Source organism: Rhodopila globiformis (genome assembly GCF_002937115.1).
In the GTDB taxonomy this organism is placed as follows: Bacteria; Pseudomonadota; Alphaproteobacteria; order Acetobacterales; family Acetobacteraceae; genus Rhodopila; species Rhodopila globiformis.
Genome location: NZ_NHRY01000068.1, coordinates 1 through 22,901 on the forward strand (window position 1 = coordinate 1; position 22,901 = coordinate 22,901).

General features: G+C 66.8%; 17 protein-coding genes and 1 tRNA gene. 8 read left to right on the forward strand and 10 right to left on the reverse strand.

From position 1 onward, the window contains the following. Nucleotides 1–195 precede the first annotated feature (195 nt). The 3 genes from CCS01_RS35015 to CCS01_RS06750 all read left to right on the forward strand — a co-directional run bounded on the left by CCS01_RS35015 (nt 196) and on the right by CCS01_RS06750 (nt 1,779). On the forward strand, nt 196–423 hold the full coding sequence (locus tag CCS01_RS35015) for a type II toxin-antitoxin system Phd/YefM family antitoxin (RefSeq protein WP_239992029.1): 228 nt from the start codon (nt 196–198) through the stop codon (nt 421–423). Between the two features lie 65 nt (nt 424–488). After that, nucleotides 489–1,151: a homing endonuclease associated repeat-containing protein gene (locus tag CCS01_RS06745; RefSeq protein WP_104518066.1), complete on the forward strand. Its 663-nt coding sequence runs from the start codon at nt 489–491 to the stop codon at nt 1,149–1,151. 91 nt (nt 1,152–1,242) lie between these two features. Continuing rightward, nucleotides 1,243–1,779, forward strand: a complete 537-nt coding sequence (locus CCS01_RS06750) for a hypothetical protein (RefSeq protein ID WP_104518067.1) — start codon at nt 1,243–1,245, stop codon at nt 1,777–1,779. Nucleotides 1,780–2,522: 743 nt separating this feature from the next. Here CCS01_RS06750 and CCS01_RS06755 read toward each other — a convergent pair. The 8 genes from CCS01_RS06755 to gyrA form a co-directional block, all read right to left on the reverse strand. Further along, the gene (locus tag CCS01_RS06755) at nt 2,523–2,879 is read right to left on the reverse strand and encodes a DOPA 4,5-dioxygenase family protein (protein ID WP_104518068.1); all 357 of its coding nucleotides are present in this window, start codon (nt 2,877–2,879) and stop codon (nt 2,523–2,525) included. Then, nucleotides 2,879–4,429, reverse strand: a complete 1,551-nt coding sequence (locus CCS01_RS06760) for an acyl-CoA synthetase (RefSeq protein ID WP_104518069.1) — start codon at nt 4,427–4,429, stop codon at nt 2,879–2,881. Before CCS01_RS06760 ends, CCS01_RS06755 begins: the two co-directional genes overlap by 1 nt. Before the next feature lie 16 nt (nt 4,430–4,445). Then, a complete protein-coding gene (locus CCS01_RS06765) occupies nt 4,446–5,618 on the reverse strand; it encodes an acetyl-CoA acetyltransferase (RefSeq protein ID WP_104518070.1) in 1,173 nt (390 codons plus the stop codon). 503 nt (nt 5,619–6,121) lie between these two features. Continuing rightward, a tRNA-Lys gene (locus tag CCS01_RS06770) sits at nt 6,122–6,197 on the reverse strand. A 189-nt stretch (nt 6,198–6,386) separates the two neighbouring features. Further along, entirely contained in the window at nt 6,387–6,887 is a 501-nt protein-coding gene (locus CCS01_RS06775; protein WP_104518071.1) for a peptidylprolyl isomerase, read from the reverse strand. A 19-nt stretch (nt 6,888–6,906) separates the two neighbouring features. After that, nucleotides 6,907–7,365, reverse strand: coding sequence for a peptidylprolyl isomerase (locus CCS01_RS06780; RefSeq protein ID WP_456307591.1), 459 nt, complete (start codon nt 7,363–7,365; stop codon nt 6,907–6,909). 148 nt (nt 7,366–7,513) lie between these two features. Beyond that, the gene (gene coaD / locus CCS01_RS06785; RefSeq protein WP_104518073.1) at nt 7,514–8,035 is read right to left on the reverse strand and encodes a pantetheine-phosphate adenylyltransferase; all 522 of its coding nucleotides are present in this window, start codon (nt 8,033–8,035) and stop codon (nt 7,514–7,516) included. Between the two features lie 23 nt (nt 8,036–8,058). After that, nucleotides 8,059–10,878 carry a DNA gyrase subunit A gene (gene gyrA, locus CCS01_RS06790; protein WP_193540114.1) on the reverse strand — a complete coding sequence of 940 codons (2,820 nt, stop codon included), beginning with the start codon at nt 10,876–10,878 and terminating at the stop codon, nt 8,059–8,061. An 829-nt stretch (nt 10,879–11,707) separates the two neighbouring features. Here gyrA and lpxB point away from each other — a divergent pair. Both lpxB and CCS01_RS06800 read left to right on the forward strand, forming a co-directional pair. Next, nucleotides 11,708–12,844: a lipid-A-disaccharide synthase gene (lpxB, locus tag CCS01_RS06795; protein WP_104518075.1), complete on the forward strand. Its 1,137-nt coding sequence runs from the start codon at nt 11,708–11,710 to the stop codon at nt 12,842–12,844. Nucleotides 12,845–13,105: 261 nt separating this feature from the next. Further along, nucleotides 13,106–14,611 (forward strand): acetyl-CoA hydrolase/transferase family protein, encoded by a 1,506-nt coding sequence (locus CCS01_RS06800; RefSeq protein WP_104518076.1) that lies wholly within the window; start codon nt 13,106–13,108, stop codon nt 14,609–14,611. A 263-nt stretch (nt 14,612–14,874) separates the two neighbouring features. Here the strand turns inward: CCS01_RS06800 and CCS01_RS06805 are convergent, their stop codons facing one another. Further along, nucleotides 14,875–16,281, reverse strand: a complete 1,407-nt coding sequence (locus tag CCS01_RS06805; protein ID WP_204848163.1) for a serine hydrolase domain-containing protein — start codon at nt 16,279–16,281, stop codon at nt 14,875–14,877. A gap of 419 nt (nt 16,282–16,700) precedes the next feature. Between CCS01_RS06805 and CCS01_RS06810 the strand changes: the two genes are divergently transcribed. After that, the gene (locus CCS01_RS06810; protein WP_158258265.1) at nt 16,701–18,209 is read left to right on the forward strand and encodes an alpha/beta hydrolase; all 1,509 of its coding nucleotides are present in this window, start codon (nt 16,701–16,703) and stop codon (nt 18,207–18,209) included. 13 nt (nt 18,210–18,222) lie between these two features. On the opposite strand, the gene CCS01_RS06815 is transcribed toward CCS01_RS06810, so the two are convergent. Further along, on the reverse strand, nt 18,223–18,738 hold the full coding sequence (locus tag CCS01_RS06815) for a DUF421 domain-containing protein (RefSeq protein ID WP_204848164.1): 516 nt from the start codon (nt 18,736–18,738) through the stop codon (nt 18,223–18,225). A 186-nt stretch (nt 18,739–18,924) separates the two neighbouring features. Between CCS01_RS06815 and CCS01_RS06820 the strand changes: the two genes are divergently transcribed. Next, nucleotides 18,925–19,533, forward strand: coding sequence for a metal-dependent hydrolase (locus CCS01_RS06820; RefSeq protein ID WP_275112892.1), 609 nt, complete (start codon nt 18,925–18,927; stop codon nt 19,531–19,533). A 610-nt stretch (nt 19,534–20,143) separates the two neighbouring features. Continuing rightward, complete coding sequence (alaS, locus tag CCS01_RS06825; protein WP_104518080.1) at nt 20,144–22,780, forward strand: alanine--tRNA ligase; 2,637 nt, start codon at nt 20,144–20,146, stop codon at nt 22,778–22,780. Nucleotides 22,781–22,901 lie beyond the last annotated feature (121 nt).

Here is a 22,901-nt window from a genome sequence, read left to right on the forward strand (position 1 = left end):
TCCCATTTGGTGTGATTTAGGCTCTCGAATTCGTCCATTGATGGAACTCCATCAGCGTGTGCTTTGGCGGCTCACGCTCCAGAGTTTCATTGATGGGCGAACCGGGGCCTACCCCCGCAAATGTCAAACTGCTGCTGCCTCCCCGGCAGAGCCGGGGGAACTCCCGGTTACGTTAGAGTTGCCGGGTCGGACTCCATGAAAACCATGTCGGCGCGTGAAGCGAAGAACGGCTTTGGCTTGATGATCGACACCGCCCGTGCGGAGCCAGTGCTGATCGAAAAGCACGGGCGCGGCGTGGTGGTGGTCGTCTCGGTGGAAGAATATGGACGGCTGAACAGCACAGCCAACGCGACGCTGGCGCAGGCGCAGGCGCAGGCGCAGGCGCACGATACGGCCGCCGCGCAACATAGAGGAAAGGCCTGACACCGACAGGTGGCAGCTAATTGCGAAAAATTTCGGGCGGATCTTGCACGGCGGCGAGCACGTAGATGAACGATTCCAAATTTAAGCTTGAACGTGTCCAAGGCGCACCCGTCTCGGATCAGGAATTGCTGGCCGACATGCAGCGCGCGGCACAATTGGCGGGGGCCGATGTCCTTTCCCAGCGGCTATATACGGAGTTTGGGCAGTACGACCCTAGGACAGCATCACGCCGTTTTGGTTCCTGGAACAAGGCGGTTGTCGCCGCTGGTTTGCAAATTGCGAATGAAATCAATATCTCGGACGATCGCTTGTTCGAGAATATCATGCTGCTTTGGGAGCATTACGGTCGCCAACCTCGGAGAGCCGAACTTGCGTCTCCTCCATCGCGAATTTCATGCGGGGCATATAGGCGACGGTTTGCTTCTTGGATGGACGCGCTGACGCAATTCGTCGCATATGCAAACGCTCAAGACGCAAGGCCGCCCGATCAGATGGAGGCCCGAACCGGCCACAGAACCAGCCGCGACCCTTCGTTAAGAATGCGATTTCGGGTGCTGAAGCGCGACAATTTCTCATGTCGCGCGTGCGGAGCAACCCCGGCCTTAACGCCGGGGCTTTCGCTTCATGTGGACCACATCAATGCTTGGAGTCTTGGCGGGGAAACAATCGACGATAACCTTCAGACCTTATGTGAACCGTGCAACCTGGGAAAAAGTAACGCGCTATAGTGCTATAGTGCTATAGTAAAAACGTAGTGATCATCGTCGCCATCGGTCATAGCCGCCACCCATAACTCAACCCACAACCACCAGGACGGCCATGTCACTTCAATTCGACCCGCGCACAGGGAAGATCACCTACAGGGGTAAGGAAGTAGGTGAGCACATCTTCAAGGATGGCCGTTCTACCGTTCGGCTCGATATCGAATACGAAGGCGGTGACGATTGGATCGTTCCGCTAAGCTGGTTCGCCCACGGGCTTTCCATGCTTCCCGAGAATAAGCCCGCCCCGGCACTGCTGACTGTCAAAACATCAGAGGACAGCATCGCCGAAGAGTTCGATGTCGTACGCTACCTGACCGAGAAGCAGGTAAAGCGTGGGAACTACATCTGGATATTCCACAAGACCGACGCCGACAATTGGCCTTCACTATTGCACGGCCACGATTATGACAAAGGGCTGAAACTCGACGCGATTACGGGCAACATTTACGACGTGGGAACGCGGGAGCGGTGCAAGACACTGAAGGCGAAAGACCTGCAAGACGTTCAAGCTGAGCTAAGGGCATCGAAGGACTTTAAGGAGGCCGTCGCCACCCTGATTGACAAGACTACTACCGCTACAGAGCCCGCATAGCGATTGCAGTATCTTATGGCGATAGAGTGCCGAGGTGGCGCTGTCTGTCAGGCGTCATTTTGGAGGGCTATGGCGTAGACGTAGTGATCATCGCTATCGGTCGTGGCCCGCCAGCGCTCCTGTCCTCCGGTCTCGCCAGGATCTGCCTGGGATTCGGCAGTCCATTGTCAACACTAAGGAATTTGCACACCACTGGTTGCCGCGACGGTTCCTCGCGTCTCGCCCCGGCCTTGTGATCGTAACGCAGAGCCGGGGCCGCTGCTCGAAGCGCAGCGGGCTCCGAGTGCCGGCGGCTCGTGCAATGCCCGGGGGTTCAGTGGTCATTCAGGGGATGCCAGCGCGCCGGTTCAGGGGCGCCCGGTCGCCGCCCGCGCCACCTGCGCCAGGGCGAGCCGGGTGACCGTCGCCCCGAGTCCCGGCACACGGCACACGACAGCAAGCCGGTGCGGCAGGCGCCGGCCGGCGCGGCTCGGTTCGCCTGCTTCAGCGGCCTGCCAATCGTAGCCGGACAGGCCGCCAACCGGGTGCCCCGCCCGTCAGCCCTTGAGCCGTACCGCGCGGCCAACGAAACAGCTCCGCCGCCCCCGCAATGGCAGGCTCGCTGCTTCCGCTCGCGTCCGCTGCAAGGTAACACCGCCGGCATTCAAACAGCGGGCTGCCTCTGAAAACACGATCCAGCCAGACAGACTCCAGGAAAACCGATACCCAGGCACGCTTCGCCTTCGCCCGCGCAGCATCAACGTTCAATCGGTCTCCCGCAGCACCTCGGTCTTCACCGGCAGCACCTCCCCCATCCACACGGCATTGATCGTGTGATCGTCGCGCGGACGGCCGGACTGCGGATGCAGCAGCACCGTCAGCCCCATCCGGTTCATCATCACGAACGGCACCACCAGCGGGAACATATCCGGGGCGAACCGGATCTGGTACATCGGCTGCACATGCGGCCCGACCGGAGCATCGTGCCAGCGGCCCATCTGCACCGTGAAGCGGCTCTCCACCCAGTCCCGCAGCAGCGCCGCGCGGTCGCGGCTGCCGGCGTCGTAATAGACATGCATGTGGTAGTCGGTGATACGGGCAGCCTCGACCGGTTCGCTCATCACACGTCCTTCTGCAACAGCCGCCTGATCTCGCGCTTCGTGACTTTGCCGTAACCGGATTTCGGCAGTTCCGGCCAGAAGGCGAAGCTGTGCGGCCATTTGTACTTCGCCAGCTTGCCCTCCAGATGCGCCAGCAGTTCCACCTGGCCCGTAGCCGCGCCGTCCTTCATCACCAGCACCGCGATCCCGGCCTCGCCCCATTTCTCGTGCGGAACGCCCAGGACGCAGGCCTCCATGACGTCCGGATGCAGCAGCAGCGCCTCCTCGACCTCGCGCGGATAGACGTTCGATCCGCCGGAGATGTACATGTCGGAGGCACGCCCGGTGATATAGAGGAAGCCACGCTCGTCCACATGGCCCAGGTCGCCGGTGTGGAACCAGCCATGGGCCGTGGCCTTGACGGTGGCTTCGGGGTTGTCGTGGTAGCCGGCGAAAACCCCGGGCCCGCGCACGCAGATCTCCCCGGTCGCGCCGGGATCCAGGATCTGCCCGGCTTCGTCCAGGATCGCCACCTCCATGCCGACGCGGGGAACGCCGCAGCTTCCCACCGGCATCTCGGCGTCGTTCTCGCTGTGCAGGTACGGCGGCAGCACGGTGATGTTGCCAGTCACCTCGCCCATGCCGAAATACTGCACCAATACTTTCCCCAGCTTGCGCAGCGCGTGCACCTGGTCCGCCCGGTACATCGGCGCGCCGGCATAGATGACATAGCGCAGGGAACTGTGGTCGTAACGATCCACCGCCTCGTGCCGGGCCAGCATCGTCAGGATCGTCGGCACGGTGAACATGTTCGTCACCCGGTGCTTCTCGACCAGCCGCCAGGCTTCGTCGCAGTCCAGGCGCTCGCCCGACAGCAGGATGGTCGGCGCGCCGCGGGCGACCTGCGGCAAGGCGTGCACGCCAGCGCCGTGCGACAGCGGCGCCACCACCAGCGAGGCGTCGTTCTCGGTCGTGCCCGGCATCAGGTCGCACAGGTGGTTGCAGACGACATAATCCATCTGTCCGTGGGTCAGCACGCCCGCCTTCGGCCGCCCGGTGGTGCCGGAGGTATAGAAGAACCACGCCGGATGGTCCCGGTCCACGTCCGCCGGCCGGATGATCGGCCCGGCATGGGCGGCCATCATCTCCCAGTTCAGCGGGCCGGCGCCTTCGCCGATGACGACCTCCAGCCTGCACGCGGGATTTTCCGCCTTGGCCGCCGCCGCATGGTCCGGGTAAGCGGAATCGAAAATATGCACCGCCGCGCCCGAGGACTGCGCCAGGTAGGCAACCTCGGGCGGCGTCAGCCGGAAGTTCGTCGGCACCCAGGTGGCGCCGATCATCCAGCTTGCGAACATCGTTTCGAGCACGGCGTTGGAGTTGCGGGCGTGCAGCAGGACGCGGTCGCCATGCCGCACGCCGGATGCCGCCAGCGCCCCGGCCGCGGCCTGGACGCGCTCGCGGAACGTTGCCCAGGTCCAGATGGTGTCGCGCCAGACGATCGCCGGCCGATCGGGGAAACGGCGGGCGGTCTGGAGCAGCATCGAGGCAAGGTTGCTGGTCGGGATCATGGCGTCAGCCCAATGGTTAGCCTAATGGCTCCAGGATCGAGACGTAGTTGGCCACCGCCGCCCCGCCCATGTTGAACACCGCGCCCCGGTCCGCCTTCGGCAGCTGCATGCCGCCCGGCGCCTGGCCGGTGAGTTGCATCGCGGTGATCGCGTGCATGGAAACGCCCGTCGCGCCGATGGGATGCCCCTTCGCCTTCAGTCCGCCCGAGGGGTTTATCGGCAAACGGCCGTCCTTCGCCGTCCAGCCCTCCAGCACCGCCCGCGCGCCCTGGCCGGGCGGGGTCAGGCCCATTGCCTCGTACTCGATCAGCTCGGCGATGGTGAAGCAGTCGTGGGATTCGACGAACGACAGGTCGGTGAGTTTCGTATCCGCCGCCTCCAGCGCCCGCGCCCAGGCCTGCGCCGCGCCCTCGAACATCGTGATGTCCCGCTTGCTGATCGGCAGGAAATCGTTGACCTGCACGGCGGCCCTGAAGCGCACCGCCTTGCCCAGCGAACGCGCGGTTTCCTCGTCGGCCATCACCAGCGCCACGGCGCCGTCCGAAACCAGCGAGCAGTCGGTCCGCTTCAGCGGCGGCGCGACATAGGGGTTCTTCTCGCTGACGGTGCGGCAGAAGTCGTAGCCCAGGTCCTTGCGCATCTGCGCGAACGGGTTCTCCACGCCGTTCCTGTGGTTCTTCGCCGCGATCGCCGCCAGGGCGTCGGACTGGTCGCCGTAGCGCTGGAAGTATTTCTCGGCGATGCGCCCGAACACGCCGGCGAAGCCCGCCGGGATGTCGGCTTCCTCCTTCTGGTAGCTGGCCTTCAGCAGGATGTCGCCGACTTCCTTGCCCGGCGTCGCGGTCATTTTCTCCACGCCGACGACAAGGGCGAAGCGGCCGCGGCCGGACAGCAGGAAGTCGCGCGCGCCATACACGGCCGCCGAGCCGGAGGCGCAGGCGTTCTCGAACCGGGTGATCGGCTTGAAGCGCAGCTCCGGCACGTGCTGCAGCACCAGCGAGGCCGGGAAGTCCTGCAGGGAAAAGCCGTTGTTGAACAGGCTGACGAAGGTCGAATCGACCTCATGCGCCTCGATGCCGGCGTCGGCGATGGCGGCGCCGGCGACGCGGCCAATCAGGGCTTCGATGTCGGGATCTTCGAGCTTGCCGAACGGCGAGTGCGCCCAGCCAACGATACAGGCCTCGGTCATCGGGTTTCCTCCTGCAAAGATCATTTGGCAGGAGCCTAGCCGATGCCCGGACGGAAGGCGATACTGGATGGTAAGGGGGTTCGGGCAATCGGGCGAACGAGTGCGTGCCAAACGGCCAAGCCGCTGATTCTATGGGTCGGTCCGCGAAGAGCCGCTGCATGTGACGCAGTCATGAAGCGCCCGGCTGCACCACGCCGCCATGACGCGGAGGAGCCGGTGCCCCTTCCCCGGCGGTTCGGTTGTTTCGCCCCAAGCTTTGATTCTTAACTGTGTCATTTTCTCATTCAGTGCCCGCGGCCGTTGCCGCAGACACTGGATGGAGTGTAATAGGGGCAAAACCCCGGGCACGCATGTGCAGCATACGCTCGAAACTGGGACGACAGGCACGGAATTCCGCCATTTTTTGGCATCCAACTGCGGAACGATATGGGCAATCACCAAATTCGCCCGGGGTTTTGCCCCTATTACCTCCAGGATGGAGGCAATAACGCTTTGAAATAACTTGGTGAGCCCGGAGGGACTCGAACCCTCGACCCCAAGATTAAAAGTCTCGTGCTCTACCAACTGAGCTACGGGCTCGCCGAGGCGCTTTCAACGCCATGCGGAGCCGCGGGTCAAGTCCGCCCGCGGCGATCCGCTCTCTGTTCCCACGACCGGGCCACGCGGGCCACAGTCCCGTCACGGCCTGCGTCCCGCGACGGCGCGGCCGCCACAGCCCGGCAAGGGCCGCGGCCCCCACGATGCCCCGGGGCGCAGGATCGCGTCACGCTAGGCCGCGTCGGCGGCAACGGCGAACTTCACGATCCGGTCCGGGTCCGACACCGTCCCGCCGCCGCCGCTGCCGCGCTTGATCTGGTCCACGTGCTCCATGCCCTGCACCACCTGCCCCCAGATCGTGTACTGCCCGTTCAGGTGCGGCGCCGGCTCAAACATAATGAAGAACTGGCTGTTGGCGCTGTTCGGGCTCTGCGAGCGGGCCATGCCGCAGGTGCCGCGGGCGAACTTCGCCGAATTGCTGAACTCGGCGCGGATGTTGTCCAGGTCGCTGCCGCCGGTGCCGGTGCCGGTCGGGTCGCCGCCCTGCGCCATGAAGCCCTCGATCACCCGGTGGAACGGCGTGCCGTCATAGAAGCCGCGGCGCACCAGCGTCTTGATCTGCTCCACATGCAGCGGCGCCAGGTCCGGCCGGAGTTGGATCACCACCCGGCCCTGCTTCAGGTCCAGGTACAACGTGTTCTCGGGATCCAGGCCCAATGTCGGATCGCTCATGATGGTCTCCTTGCTGTGATTACTTCACGTCCGCGGCGACGCGCATGTGGATGATCCGGTCCGGAGCGCCGGCCACCATGCCGTTGTTCGCTTCGCTGCCGTGCTTGATCTCGTCCACATACTGCATGCCGCGCACGACGCGTCCCCAGATCGTGTACTGGCCGTCCAGCGACGGCGCCGGCGCGAACATGATGAAGAACTGGCTGTTGCCGCTGTTCGGGTCCGAGGTCCGCGCCATGCCGCAGACGCCGCGCACGAAATGCAGCTGGCTGAACTCGGCCGGCAGGTTGGGCAGCTTGCTGCCGCCGGTGCCGGTGCCGGTCGGGTCGCCGCCCTGCGCCATGAAGCCCGGGATCACCCGGTGGAACGGCGTGCCGTCATAAAAGCCCTGGCGGGTCAGCGTCTTGATCTGCGCCACTGTCTTCGGCGCCACGTCGGGCAGCAGCTCGATCACCACCCGTCCGTTCTTCAGGTCCATGTACAACGTGTTCTCGGGATCGAGCTTCGGCCCTTGCGCGAACGCGGGCAGGTCAAGGCCGGCTAAACCCAGCGCGGCACAGGTCGTGAACAGGGTACGGCGACGCATGAACGCCCTCCTTCGGACAGTCTGGGGAAAATCCCGCGGCTCAGCCGCGGATACGTTTCAGGACGCGCGCATGCGTCAAGGGCGGCACGAAGGACGTAATGTCGCCGCCCAGCATGGCAACCTCCTTGACCAGGCGCGAGGCGATGAACTGGTGCGTCTCGCTGGCCATCAGGAACACCGTCTCGACGTCCGGCGCCATGCGGTAGTTCATGCCGGCCATCTGGAACTCGTAGTCGAAGTCCGACACCGCCCGCAGGCCGCGCACGATCATCGAGGCGCCGACCTTGCGGGCGAAATCGACCAGCAGGGTGTCGAACGGGATCACCTCGATCGACATGCCGTTGCGGCTGGCGATCGGCGCGATCTCGGCCGTCACCAGCTCGACCCGCTCCTCCAACGAGAACAGCGGGCCCTTGCCGGTGTTGATCGCCACCCCGACCACCAGCTTGTCCAGCAGCCGGGCCGCCCGGGCGATGATGTCGACATGGCCGTTGGTGACCGGATCGAACGTCCCCGGATACAGCCCGATCCGCTTCGGGTGATGCGCAGCCTTGTCAGCCATTCGCTTCCTTCCTGTGGCGCAGGCTAGTCCGTGTCGCCCGCCGGTTCGTCAGTCGCGCTGCCCGCCGGATCGCCCGCCGGATCGGCCCCGTTCGCGCCGTTGTCCGCCGCGCCGCCGTCCGCCGCGCCGCCGTCCGCCGCGCCGTTGTCGTCGGTCTCGTCTTCCAGGACGGTGAAGACGCTGGTCACGTGCTCGCCCTTGTCCACGCGGAACAGGGTGACGCCCATGGTCTGGCGCCCCGAGCAGCGGACCTGGTCGACCGGCACGCGGATCAGCCGCCCCGCGTCGGTCACCATCATGATGTCATCGCCCTCGCGCACTGGGAAGGTCGCCACCACCGCCTTGCCGTTGCGTGGCGCCAGCGTGATATTGCCGATACCCTGGCCACCGCGCCCGGTGACGCGGTACTCATAGGCCGAGGTCCGCTTGCCGAAGCCCATGTCGGTGACGGTCAGCAGCATTTCCTCGGCTTCTTCCAGCTCCTGGAAGCGCTCGGCCGACAGCGCCACGTCGGCGACCTCGCCCTCGCCTTCCGCGGCATCGGCGACCGCCACCGACTCGGCCTCGGCGTCGCCATTGCCGTTCCCGTTGGCGCGCCGCTTGGCGTTGGCCTGCTTCAGGTAGGCGACGCGCTCCTCCGGGCTGGCCTCGACGTGGCGCAGCACCGACAGGCTGTTGACCTCGTCCGGCTTCAGCAGCTTGATGCCGCGCACGCCGGAGCTGTCACGCCCGGCGAACACCCGCACCTGCTCATCCGTCAGCTGGAAGCGGATGCAGCGGCCCTTGCGGGTGGCCAGCAGCACGTCGTCGCCCTCCCGGCAGGTGGCCACGCCAATCAGGCGGTCGCCCTCGTCCAGCTTCATGGCGATCAGGCCGGAGGCGCGGACGTTGCGGAAGTCCGACAGCCGGTTGCGCCGGACGTTGCCCGAGGCGGTGGCGAACACCAGGTGCAGGCTGTCCCACAGCGTCTCGTCCTGCGGCAGCGGCAGCACCGTGGTAATGGTGTCGGCGCCGAGTTCCGGCAGGAGGTTCACCAGCGCCCTGCCCTTCGCCGTCGGCGCGGCCTCCGGCAGCTTCCACACTTTCTCCCGGTAGGCCTTGCCGCCCGAGGAGAAGAACAGCACCCACTGGTGGGTATGGCCGTTGAAGCTGCGGGTGACGATGTCGTCGCCGCGGGTGCCGGCGCCACTGCGGCCGCGGCCGCCGCGGTTCTGCGCCCGGTACGTCTCCAGGCTGGTGCGCTTGATGAAGCCGTCGCGGGTGATGGTGACGACCATCTGCCCCGGTTCGATCAGGCTTTCGTCGTCCTGGTCCGCCGGCGCGTCGGCGATGTCGGTCAGCCGCGGCGAGGCGATGGCCGCGCGCGCGGTGCGCAGTTCCTCGGCCATCACCTCCATGCGGCGGATGCGCGAGCCCAGGATTTCCAGCAGTTCGCGGATCTTCGCCGCGACCTCGGCCATTTCGGCGTGGATCTTCTCGCGCTCCAGGCCGGTCAGGCGCTGCAGGCGCAGGTCCAGGATGCCGCGGGCCTGTTCCTCGGTCAGGCGGACGGTGCCGTCCTCGGCGATGACGTTGCCGGGCTCGTCGATCAGTTCCAGCAGCGGGCCGACGTCGGCGGCGGGCCAGTCCACCGCCATCAGCGCGACGCGGGCGGCGGCGGCGTCGGGGCTGGCGCGGATCAGGCGGATGACCTCGTCGATGTTGGCCACCGCGATGGCCAGGCCGACCAGGTTGTGGGCGCGGTCGCGCGCCTTGCCCAGCTCGAAACGCGCGCGCCGCAGGATGACGTCCTCGCGGAAGCGGATGAAGCTCATCAGCGCGTCGCGCAGGCCCATCTGCCGCGGCTGGCCGTCGTCCAGCGCCAGCACGTTGATGCCGAAGGTGGTCTGCAGCTGGGTGAAGCGGAACAGCTGGTTCAGCACCACCTCGGGCGTGGCGTCGCGCTTCAGCTCCATGACAATGCGCATGCCGGAGCGGTCGCTCTCGTCGCGCATCTCGCCGATTCCCTCGATGACCTTGCCGCGCACCAGGTCCGCGATCTTCTCGATCAGGGTCTTCTTGTTCACCTGGTACGGGATTTCCGTGACCACGATGGCGGTGCGGTCCTTGCGGATCTCCTCGAACTCGGTGCGGGCGCGGACGATGATGCTCTCGCGCCCGGTCTCGAACGCGGACCGGATGCCCGATCGGCCGATGATGATGCCGCCGGTGGGGAAGTCCGGGCCGGGGACGATCTTCATCAGGTCGTCCAGCGAGGTGTCCGGATCTGCTATCAGCGCCAGGGTGGCGTCGATGATCTCGCCGGGGTTGTGCGGCGGGATGTTGGTCGCCATGCCGACGGCGATGCCGTTGGCGCCGTTGATCAGCAGGTTGGGGAACTTGGCCGGCAGGACGACTGGCTCTTTCTCCGATTCGTCGTAGTTCGGCTGGAAATCGACGGTGTCCTTGTCGATGTCCTCCAGCAGCAGGGCCGAGGCCTTGGCGAGCCGCACCTCCGTATACCGCATCGCCGCCGGGTTGTCGCCGTCGACCGAGCCGAAGTTGCCCTGCCCGTCGATCAGCGGCAGGCGCATGGAGAAGCCCTGCGCCATGCGCACCATGGCGTCGTAGATCGAGGCGTCGCCGTGCGGGTGGTACTTACCCATGACGTCGCCGACGACGCGGGCCGACTTGCGGTATGCCTTGTCCGGCGTGTAGCCGGCCTCGTGCATGCCGTACAGGATTCGCCGGTGCACCGGCTTCAGCCCGTCACGGGCGTCCGGCAGCGCGCGTGCCACGATCACGCTCATGGCGTAATCGAGGTACGAGCGGCGCATCTCATCTTCCAGCGTAACCGGCTGCATGTCCCCCTGCGGGCCGATTGGCTCCAGAGGCTGGTCAGGTGTGTCGCTCAAATCTCACTCGGTTCGGTTGGGGGCACCCGTTCGGCGGCGCGGGCCGCGGGGCGCTGTGACACTCTCTAAATAGGTGTTTTGCGGCGCAATAGCGAGAGGGGAGTTTGACGTCGTTCATACCCTTATGCGCATCCGGGCGAGGGAGGAGGGTGAGCGTCACTGGCGCCGGTGCGCACCTGGAGGCGTTCGTGCTGGCTGCGCGGACTGATTTTCAACACGGAGGAAACGGAGGACACACGAGGGCCACGAAGGGTGTGAACGAGTCAGCCGACGACGCAGCGCAGGCGGTTCGCACGGTACAAAACATAAGCTGCTTCAAGCAGGCCCGCCGATGCCGCGACGCGCCTTGATTGCCAATCCAGGGATGCGGTTCGTCCAATCCCGGCAAGCCAGCAAGGTCTGGTCTCCGTGGCACTTCGTGTGCCTCCGCTTTCTCCGTGTTGAAAATCAAGGAAGAATACGCAGGCACGAACGGTTCCGGGAGAGGAACTGCCACCGCCCGCCCCGGCTTCAGCCCCCCAGTCTCCATCCCGTACCGATGATGGCCAGGGCCAAAGGCGGAGGGCCTTCTGCCCCATCCGACGCGGCCGGCATTTCCTGTACCAGGGGGCGTGCCCGGCCACGACGAGACGGAGAACGGCCGCGGCAGATCCCCTCGTCGCCAGCAATCTTTCCGGGATGACAGGAAACCTTCCTGGCGCCGCGCCGGCCGGCAGCGTTGCATCGGCGACGGAATTGGTTGAAGTTGCGCGGCTGAACCTTCCGCCTTGGCTGTGCCATGCCTCTTGTCTACCTCATCACCGGCGAACAGAGCGGCGATATCCTCGGCGCCCGCCTGATGCACGCGATCAGGTCGCGCCGGCCGGACGTCAGCTTCGCCGGCGTCGGCGGCAGCGCCATGACGGCGCAGGGACTGGACAGCCTGTTCCCGCTCCGCTCCCTGGCGTTGATGGGCCTCGCCGAGGTCCTGCCGAAGCTGTTCGAACTGAACAGGCTGCTGCGGCGGACCGTCGCCGACGTCCAGGCGCGCGCGCCCGACGTCGTGGTGACGATCGACTCGCCCGGGTTCACGCTGCGCGTGCTGAAGGCGCTGCAGCCGACGACGCTGAAGCGGGTGCATTTCGTCGCGCCGCAGGTCTGGGCCTGGCGGGAGAGCCGGGTGAAGCACTTCCCCGGCCTGTGGGACGAGCTGCTGTGCCTGCTGCCGTTCGAGCCGGCGTTCTTCGCCCGCCACAACCTGTCCGCGCGGTTCGTCGGCCACCCGGTGCTGGAAAGCGGCGCCGGCGCCGGCGACGCCGCCCGCTTCCGCCAGCACCACGCGTTGCGGCCCGAGGACACGGTCGTGACGGTCATGCCGGGCAGCCGGCAGACCGAGGTTTCACGCCTGCTGCCGGTGCTGGAACAGGCCCTGAAGCTGCTGCCCGACCCGGTGGTTCCCGTGGTGCCGCTGGCCGGGCCGGTGGCGGAGGTCGTCCGGCAGCGGACGCGGTCCTGGCCGGTGCGGCCGATCCTGGTGAGCCAGGACGCGGACAAGTACGACGCGTTCGCCGCGTCGGCGGTGGCGTTGACCAAGTCGGGGACCTCGACCCTGGAGCTGGCGCTGGCGAACGTGCCGATGCTGGTGACCTACCGGGTCAATCCGGTTTCGTATGTCATCGCGCGACGATTGATCAAGGTCAAATACGCCTCGATCCTCAACCTGCTGCTCGATCGCGAGGTCGTGCCCGAGTTGCTGCAATTCGACAGCCGCCCCGATCGTCTCGCCGCTGAACTGCACCGGTTGCTGAACGATCCGGCGGCGGTGGCGCAGCAGCGCGCGGGCTTCGCGCAGGCGCTGGCGATGCTGCGGCCGCCGTTGGGCTCCCCGTCGGAGTGCGCGGCCGAGGCGGTGCTGTCGCTGCTGCCGGCGCGTTGAAAAACCGCCACGCGGTGCGGGAACCCGCCCGCGCATGTTTCAGAAACAATGTCGCAGGTCCAGGATCCCGGCGTGATCCCCGCGGGCTGTTGGCGCCCCGCTTACCGGCTGAAACCGCAAGTTACGGCATCGTTTCACGAGATACTACATAGTATAAATCGGTAACGCCAAAGCATTTCTGGGTTGACCTCGATCAAGTGTATTTCGCCGCCGGATCGCGTATGACGCGCCGCAGAGGTCTGCCCGGGAGTTGGAGCACACATGCGTATCGGTTGTAATGAGTTACGCGCCAAAATCATGAGCGCGGAAGAGGCGGCATCCTTCATCACCTCCGGCAGCACCGTCGGCTTGAGCGGCTTCACCGGCTCGGGCTATCCGAAGGCCGTTCCCCTGGCGCTGGCCGCGCGGATCGAGGCCGCCCACGCCGCCGGCGATCCGTTCAAGGTCCGTGTCTGGACCGGCGCCTCGACAGGTCCCGAACTCGACGGCGCGCTGGCCAAGGCCGACGGCATCGAGTTCCGCCTGCCGTACAACTCCGATCCGCTGGTGCGCGACAAAATCAACCGCGGCGAGATGCAGTATTTCGACATGCACCTCAGCCAGGTGGCGCCGCTGGCGTGGCAGGGCTTCCTGGGTCCGCTGGACACCGCGGTGGTCGAGGTCAGCGGCATCCGCCCGGACGGCTCGTTGATCCCGTCCTCCTCGGTTGGCAACAACAAGACCTGGCTGGACCGCGCGAAGCAGGTGATCCTGGAGGTCAATGCCTGGCAGAACGACGCGCTAGAGGGGATGCACGACATCTATTACGGTACGGCCCTGCCGCCGAACCGCGTGCCGATCCCGCTGGTGCGCCCGGATGACCGCATCGGCCAGCCATATTTCCGCTGCGACCCGGGCAAGGTCGTCGCCGTCGTCCAGACGCACGCGCAGGACCGCAACCTGCCGTTCAGCCCGCCGGACGAGGTGGCGGCGGGGATCGCCGGGCACCTGCTGGACTTCTTCGCGCACGAGGTGAAGAAGGGCCGCCTGCCGGCCTCGCTGCTGCCGCTGCAGTCCGGCGTCGGCAACATCGCCAACGCGGTGCTCGCCGGCCTGGTCGATGGCCCGTTCGAGAACATGACCGCCTACACGGAAGTCATCCAGGACGGCATGCTGGACCTGATGTCCTGCGGCAAGCTGCGCATGGCCTCGGCGACGGCGTTCTCCCTGAGCCCCGAGGCGGCGGCGGCGCTGAACGCCGACATGCACCGCTACCGCGACAAGATGATCCTGCGCCCGCAGGAGATCAGCAACCATCCCGAACTGATCCGCCGCCTGGGCTGCCTGGCGATGAACGGGCTGATCGAGGCCGACATCTACGGCAACGTCAATTCCACCCACGTGATGGGCTCGCGCATCCAGAACGGCATCGGCGGCTCGGGCGATTTCGCGCGCAACGCCTATGTGTCGATCTTCATGACGCCGTCCACGGCGAAGGGCGGGAAGATCTCGGCGATCGTGCCGATGGCGAGCCACGTGGACCACATCACCCAGGACGTGCAGGTGATCGTCACCGAACAGGGCCTGGCCGATCTGCGCGGGCTGTCGCCGAAGCAGCGGTCGAAGGTGATCATCGAGAACTGCGCGCATCCGGACTACAAGCCGGAACTGGTGGATTATGCCCGGCGCGCGGCGGAACGTTCCTATGGCCAGCACTCGCCGTCGATGCTGAACGAGGCGCTGTCGTGGCACCAGCGCTTCGTCGAGACGGGGTCGATGCTGCCGTAAGCAGGGGTGGTCGTCACCCTATCGTCATGGCCGGGCGTGTCCCCTTGCGTATCAGGATAGGGCGGCAGGCGGAGAGGGATTTGGCGCCCGGTCCGTTGCCTCACCGTCATGGCCGGGCGTGTCCCGGCCATCTGCGCTTCAACGGTTGGGGGGTGGATGGCCGGGACACGCCCGGCCATGACGAAGGGGTGACGACCTTGCCAGAGTGACGACTCCCTCCACGCGGCCTGTCCGCCATCCCAACACCCATGCGGCACCGCCGTTCAGCCACCGTGCCGCAGCAGCCGCCCGCCCAGCCGGAACCAGGCGACGTTCCCGTCCGCATCGCGCAGGAAGTTGGCGCGCAGGCCGGTGTCGCCGTACAGCACGAAATCGTCCTTGTAGAACGTCAGCATCGTGGTCGTTCCGCCCGCGCCGACTTCAGTCAGTTGCAAGCCTCCATCGGCGGCCGCCAGTTGCATCACGATGTCCACCGGCGGGCCGGTAAAGCCGATCTGCTGGGCGGTGTACTGGCCTTCATAGGCGGCCAGCTCACCGGCGCTGAGCTGGCGCGGCACGGCCGGCAGGTTGCCGAGGCCGGCGAACAGGCGCAGTGCCCAGTCTTCCGCGAAAACCTGGTCGATCAGTTTCGGACCGCTGTTGCAATTGGTCAGCATGGTGATCGCGAACCGACGGTCCGGCACCAGCATCAGGCCGGAATGAAATCCCGGCAGGTCGCCGCCGTGCTGCACCACGTTGACGCCCTCGGCGGTCGGCCGCAGCATCCACGACACGCCGAACCCTTCCAGCTCCACCAGAAGCGTGCCGCCCGGGCCGGGGTTTGACCGCATTGCCTGCAGCGACTGCTCGCTCATGACGCGCTCGCCGCTGGCCGCCCGGCCGTCGCCGAGGTGGAACCGGGCATAGGCAAGCTGGTCGCGGACGCTGGACAGCAACCCGCCGAACGGGTTGCAGCCGCGCGGCAGGTACAGCAGGTCGGGCGAGGCGAACGCCTTGCCGTCGCTGCCGATGTCGTGCGGCGTGGCGATGTTGCCGTCGGTGATGTCCTCGGCGACGAACGTGCTGCGGGTCAGGCCGAGCGGCCCCAGCACCAGGCTTTGCACGGACGATTCATAAGTCTTGCCGGTCACCCGCTCGATGACCCGGCCGGCGGCCGAAATGGCGGCGTTGTTGTAGGAAAAGACTTGGCCGACCGGAGTCAGTTGCGGCAGGTTGCGGATGTCGTGGACGTAGCGGGCCAGGGCATGGTTGTCCGTGCCGGTATCGTGATAATCATACCCAAGCCAGCCCGGCGTATGGTTCAGCAACTGCCGTACCGTGACCGGGCCGTCGCCCGCCGGCGGGCGGAACCCGGGAACATACCGTGTCATCGGCGCATCGAGCGACAGCGCGCCGGAATCCACCAGGCGCATTGCGGTCGTTCCGGTGAAGGTCTTGCTGGATGACGCGATGCGGAACACTGTGTCCGTATCGACCGGGCGTGGATTGCTCAGATCGGTGACGCCATAGCCGCGGGCATAGGTGGTGTCGCCCAGGATGACCCCGACCGCGACCCCGGGTATTGAGAAATCCTGCATGCCCTGCAGGATCTTCTGGTCGAGCTGGGCGAACATCGAGCTGCCGCCCTGATCGGCGTGCGCGGCCAGGGCTCCGCCGCCTGCCGCCGCCATCCCTGCCAAAACGGCCCTGCGCGAAATCATTCCGGAATTGTGGGGCATGTTGTTGTGTGTTCCCTTCCCTGGGTCTGGCGCCGCATCTAACTGGACTGTGTATTTTCTGGCAATCCAGCCCCGTACAGCCGGGGGTTTGTTGACAAAATGCTGACTCGGACTTGCTGTTTCACGTTTCAGCAGATTGCGTGACAGTGCCGGAAGGTATTGCCGGCCAAAGTTTCACCGCAACGTGATTATGTGGATACCGCAAGACCGGTTTCAGTTGCGCATCCCCGCCGTTAACGTTCCCAACAACAATCAATACGAGGCTGGCGATGCGGCCCTGCACTGGCATTTCTCGCAAAAAATGCCTTGGTTTCCTGCTCGTTTCGTTTGTTACGCTTCCGTTGGCCGCCGGTTGCCTGATCGTGCCGGCAATGGCCGGCGTCCCGGCGCCGCAGTGGCAGCCATGCGCTTCGGCGGCACGGGCCGGGTTCGAGTGCGCCTCGGTGCCCGCGCCGCTGGACTACGCGAAGCCCGGTGGCGCAACGATCACGCTTGCCGTCATCCGCCACCAGGCGAACCAGCCGGACAATCGCATCGGCACGCTGTTCTTCAATCCCGGCGGCCCGGGCGGCGCCGGCACGCAGGACCTGCCGGCCTGGTTCGCGCTGTTCCCGCAAGCCGTGCAGGACCGTTTCGATATCGTCAGTTGGGACCCGCGCGGCATCGGCGCCAGCACCGCCATGCAATGCTTCGACAATGCCGCGGATGAGGAGAATTTCTTCACCGGCATCCCATACCAGGCATTTCCCGTCGGCTATGCCCAGCAGACCGCCTGGTTCCAGCGCTTCGACGAATTCGCCGCCATCTGCAAGCAGCGCGACGGCGATCTGCTGTCGCATGTCTCCACCACCGATTCGGCGCGCGACATGGACCGGCTGCGCCAGGCCGTCGGTGAGGCGACATTGAACTATCTTGGCGTTTCCTATGGAACGTACCTCGGCACGGTGTATGCCAACCTGTTCCCGGATCGTATCCGCGCCATGGTGCTGGACGGCGACATCGATCCCACGCTGTGGAACAACGGCGGCCAGTCCCAGGTGCTGCTCAGCGACGGCGTGCGGTTCGGCAGTGCGGCGGGGGCGGCCGACTCGCTCCAGGCGTTTCTCGAGCAGTGCGGCCAGGCCGGACCCGGGAAATGCGCGTTCTCGACCGGCGACGTGGCCGGCACGCAGGCGAAACTCGACACCCTGTTGCAGCGGGTGAAGCAGACCCCGCTGACGCTGAACGGCACGCAGATCACCTATGCCGCGCTGCTGACCGCGCTGCACGGGTGGTTCTTCACCACCCTGCCGGAGCCGAATTTCCGCGGCTGGGCGGCCGGGGCGGCCATCCTGCAGACCCTGTGGACCGCCTCGGATCCGAATGCCGTAGCCACGGCGTCAACGGCTTCGGCGACAGCGCAACCGGCCGCGCCAACGCTGGGCGGCGCGCCGGAGAAATATGCCAGCGACTTCCAGGGTTCCGCCGTGCAATGCGGGGACAGTCCCAACCCCCGCCCGCCCGAGCGCTTCCGCCTGCTCAACCGTCTGGTCACCACCACCTACGGGCCGATCGGCGCCGTCGACCTGTGGATCGACGAGCCCTGCGCAAGCTGGCAGGCAACGGCGGCCGACAACTACCAGGGCCCCTGGGACCAGCCCACCTCGGCAACGATCCTGGTGATCGGCAACACCCACGATCCGGCCACGCCATACAGCGGCGCCGTCTCGTTGTCGCAGCAACTGGCCAAGGCCCGGCTGCTGACGGTGGATGGCTACGGCCACACCGTCCTGCTGAACCCCAGCCAGTGCGCCGGCCAGTATGAAAGCGACTACCTGGTCAACGGCACCCTGCCGCCCGAGGGCACGGTCTGCCAGCAGGACGCGCAGCCGTTCCAATAGCCGGGCGGCCGGTTCAGGCTGCCTGCCTGCCTTTCAGCACGGTGATCTTGCCGCTGGGCTGCAGGACGACCAGTCGCGTCTCCTCGACATGCTCGACGCCGGACTGGTGCAGCGCTTCCTCCAGGTCGTGCTGGCTGATGGCGTCGCGCAGCAATTCCGACCGCTGAAGTCTCCCCCCGCGTGCCAGCAGCCGCGGCTTTCCCTCGACGATGCCGGCGAAGACGGGCGAGCGGGCCGCGATCTGGGCCAGCACCCAGTGCAGCGCCATCATCAGCGTGGTCGCGGCCAGCGTCCCGCCCAGCGGCACGGGGCCGGTCAGGGCGCGGCTGAGGTTCGAGCCGATGATGATCGCGACGATGATGTCGAGCGCCGACCACCGGCCGAACACGCGGCGTCCGGCGATGCGGACCAGGATCAGGCCATAGATGAAGATCACGACGGCCCGCATGCATTCCTGCCACCACAGCATGTGACCCTGCGAGCCGAACACCGCGGCGCCGAACGGCAGCCCCGACCAGATTTCATTCATCCGTGTGCCTCCTTGGCCTGCATCCCGTGCAGCAACGTGGCGACCGGCGGCACGGACGGATCACGTCCTCGGAAGGATGCTGAAGGCGCCCGATCGTATCCTATGGTATCAACGGCCGAGTCGTGTCCGAGTCGGCAAGGTTCACGTATTGTATCGCCGGGCCGGGACGTGTAGCCCCGTGGGATGATGGCCAAGTCCCACGTGATCATCGGAGTCGCGACCTGGTTCGCCGCGGCGCCGATGCTGAATCTTCCGCCGACCGACTCGATGTATCTCGGGCTGGCGGTCGTCGGGTCGCTGCTGCCGGACGTAGACCATCCACAGTCCTGGGTCGGGCGGCGCACCCGGCCGGTCTCGACGGCGCTGGCGGCGACGCTGGGGCATCGCGGCGTCACCCACTCCGCCCTGGCGCTGTTCGGGCTGATGGCGCTGCTGCTGCACATGGGCAACCGGCAGGGCGCGGTGTCGGCGCTGGCCGTCGGCTATCTGTCGCACATGGCGGCGGACATGCTGACGCCGCGCGGGCTGCGGCTGGCCTGGCCGCTGCGCAAGACCTGGGGGATACCGCTGTGCCGCACCGGCTCGCCGGCCGAGACGCTGATCGTCGCCGCCGTGGTGGGGAGCATCGGCTGGTACCTGTGGCACGGCGGCGTCCGTCCCGGGCGCATGCTGCACTGGCGGCAGGGATCGGCCTGGGGGATGGTCCAAGGAGTGGTCCAAGAGGTGACCAGGCCGGTGCCGGCGTGCAGCCCGCCGCGCCAGGCGCACCGCAGCGGACCGCCGCCGCGCGGCTGAGCGGGGCGGCGTCCCATCGTCATGGCCGGGCGTGTCCCTACGCAATGCACACATCCTGGAAACGAGTCGAAAATGACCGTAAAATCAAGTGCTTGCCTGGGCGCCAAGAGCGTTCCCCCATCGTCATGGCCCGGCTTGTCCGGGCCACCTGTCGCGGCACACGTGCTGGAATAGGTGGCCCGGACAAGCCGGGCCATAACGATGAAGACAGGCCGTCTGCGTCCCAACTAACCTGCGGTCTGCTGTAGCGGCCGGGCGCGGCGAACCGTTCCGCCGTCATGGCGGCCTGCGGCCGCCATGACGTGGTGGCAACGGCCGTGCCAGCGGCCGCCTAATACCAACCCGCCGAAAGAATCACCCATCCCGACTGCGAAGATGTGACCAATATCAGAGGCTTACTGTGCGATGGAGCCATTTTTCGGCGGGTTGGTACAAGTTAGCGCGTATGGGGACACGCCCGGCCATGACGGGGAGGGAACGGCCGTGCCGCCATGACGGCAGCCGCCGACCCGGCTGTCTCCATCCTGTCAATACGGCAACCCGTGACATGGCGGCTCTGCTGCGCTAGGTGCAACCCTCTCGCGTGACATTCTGGGAAACACCTGCCTACATGGCCAGCAGCAACGACATCCGCGCCGCCTTCCTGGACTACTTCGCCCGCAACGGCCACCAGCCGGTGCCAAGCTCGCCGCTGGTGCCGCGCAACGACCCGACGCTGATGTTCACCAACGCGGGCATGGTGCAGTTCAAGAATGTCTTCACCGGGCAGGAGAAGCGGCCGTACGTGCGCGCCGCCACCGCGCAGAAGTGCGTCCGCGCCGGCGGCAAGCACAACGACCTGGACAACGTCGGCTACACCGCCCGGCACCACACCTTCTTCGAAATGCTGGGGAATTTCAGCTTCGGCGACTATTTCAAGGAGCTCGCCATCCCCTATGCGTGGGAGCTGATCACCAAGGACTACGGCCTGCCGAAGGACCGCCTGCTGATAACCGTGTATGCCGAGGACGACGACGCGGCGGCGATCTGGAAGAAGGTGACCGGCTTCGCGGACGAGAAGATCATCCGCATCGGCACCTCGGACAATTTCTGGCGCATGGGTGACACCGGCCCGTGCGGCCCGTGCTCGGAAATCTTCTACGATCACGGCGACCACATCCCGGGCGGCCCGCCCGGCAGCCCGGACGAGGACGGCGACCGGTTCATCGAGATCTGGAACCTGGTGTTCATGCAGTACGAGGAAGGCCCGCCCGGCACCCGCGTTCCGCTGCCCCGGCCCTCGATCGACACCGGCATGGGACTGGAGCGCATCGCCGCCATCCTGCAAGGCAAGCACGACAACTACGACATCGACATCTTCCGCGCCCTGATCCTGGCCAGCGCCGAACTCACCGGCCAGGACCCGGATGGGCCGCTGAAGGCCAGCCACCGGGTGATTGCGGACCATGTGCGCAGCTGCTCGTTCCTGATGGCCGACGGCGTGCTGCCGTCGAACGAGGGCCGCGGCTACGTCCTGCGCCGCATCATGCGCCGCGCCATGCGCCACGCCGTCAAGCTGGGCGCGAAGCAGCCGATTATGCACAAGCTGGTGCCGGTGCTGGTGCGGCAGATGGGCACGGCGTATCCGGAACTCGGCCGCGCGCAGCGGCTGGTCGAGGAAACGCTGGAGCTGGAGGAAGACCGCTTCCGCCACCTGCTGGAGCGCGGCCTCGGGCTGCTGGCCGAGGAAACCGGCCGCCTGGGCGAGCGCGAGCCTCTGCCCGGTTCGGTGGCGTTCAAGCTGTACGACACCTACGGCTTCCCGGTTGACCTGACCCAGGACGCGCTGCGCGAGCAGGGTCGTGGGCTGGACACGGAAGGCTTCGAGGCGGCGATGCAGGAGCAGCGCACCCGCGCCCGCGCCGCCTGGGCCGGGTCAGGCGACGCCGCGACCGAGAAGGTGTGGTTCGAGATTCGCGACCGCGCCGGCGCGAGCGAGTTCCTCGGCTACGACACGGAAAGCGCCGAGGGCGAGATCCTGGCGCTGCTGGTGGACGGCAAGCCGGCCGAAACCGCTGCGGCGGGCACCGAGGTCGCCCTGGTGCTCAACCAGACCCCGTTCTACGGCGAAAGCGGCGGCCAGGTCGGCGATACCGGCACGATCGCCGGGCCGGACGGGCTGCTGGTCCTGGTGACCGACACGCAGAAGAAGCTGGGCGACCTGTTCGTGCATTACGGCCTGGTGCAGTCCGGCACGGCGAAGGTGGGCGTTCCGGTGGTCGCGACGGTCGATCATGCCCGCCGCACCGCGATCCGCGCGCACCACTCCGCCACCCACCTGCTGCACGAAGCGCTGCGCCGCAAGCTGGGCACCCATGTGCAGCAGAAGGGCAGCCTGAACGCGCCCGACCGCCTGCGCTTCGACGTCAGCCAGCCGCGGCCGATCACGGCGGATGAGCTGGCGTGGGTGGAGGCGGAGGTGAACGCCAGGATCCGCGAGAACTCGGACGTCACCACCCACCTGATGACGCCGGACGCCGCGGTGGAGCTGGGCGCCATGGCGCTGTTCGGCGAGAAGTACGGCGACGAGGTGCGCGTCGTGGCGATGGGCGAGCCGGACGGCAACAAGCTGGCCTGGTCGATCGAGCTGTGCGGCGGCACGCATGTGCGGCGCACCGGCGACATCGGCTATTTCCGCATCGTCAGCGAGTCCGCGGTCGCGGCGGGCGTGCGGCGGATCGAGGCGGTGACCGGCGCGGCGGCGGAGGCGACGATCGCCACCATCCAGGCCCGCCTGAACGACGCCGCCGGCGCGCTGCGGGCGGCGCCGGCCGAGGTGCCGGACCGCATCGCCGCGCTGCTGGAGGACCGCCGCAAGCTGCAAGCGCAGGTGGCGGAGCTGCAGAAGAAGCTCGCCACCGGCGGCAGTGCCGCGGCGGTGGAGGAGATCAACGGGGTGAAGCTGTCCGCCCGCAACCTGGGCGATGTGCCGGCACGCGACCTGAAGGGGCTGGCGGAGGCCATCATCAAGCAGCAGGGCTCCGGCGTGGTGGCGCTGGTGTCCACCGCCGAGGGCAAGGCCAGCATTGTGGTGGCGGTGTCGGCGGACCTGACGGGGCGGATCAGCGCCGTGGACCTGGTGCGGGCGGCTTCGGCAGCCGTCGGCGGCAAGGGCGGCGGCGGACGGCCGGACCTGGCCCAGGCGGGCGGGCCGGATGGCGCCCGGGCGGATGCGGCGCTGGCGGCGGTGCGGGCGGCGCTGGGGTAGCGCAGGGGTAGTGCAGGGGTAGTGCAGGAGTAGCGCAGGGGTAGCGCAGGGCATGGAGCGGGTTGAAGTGACGGCACGGCCGTTCCTTCATCGTCATGGCCCGGCTTGTCCGGGCCACCTG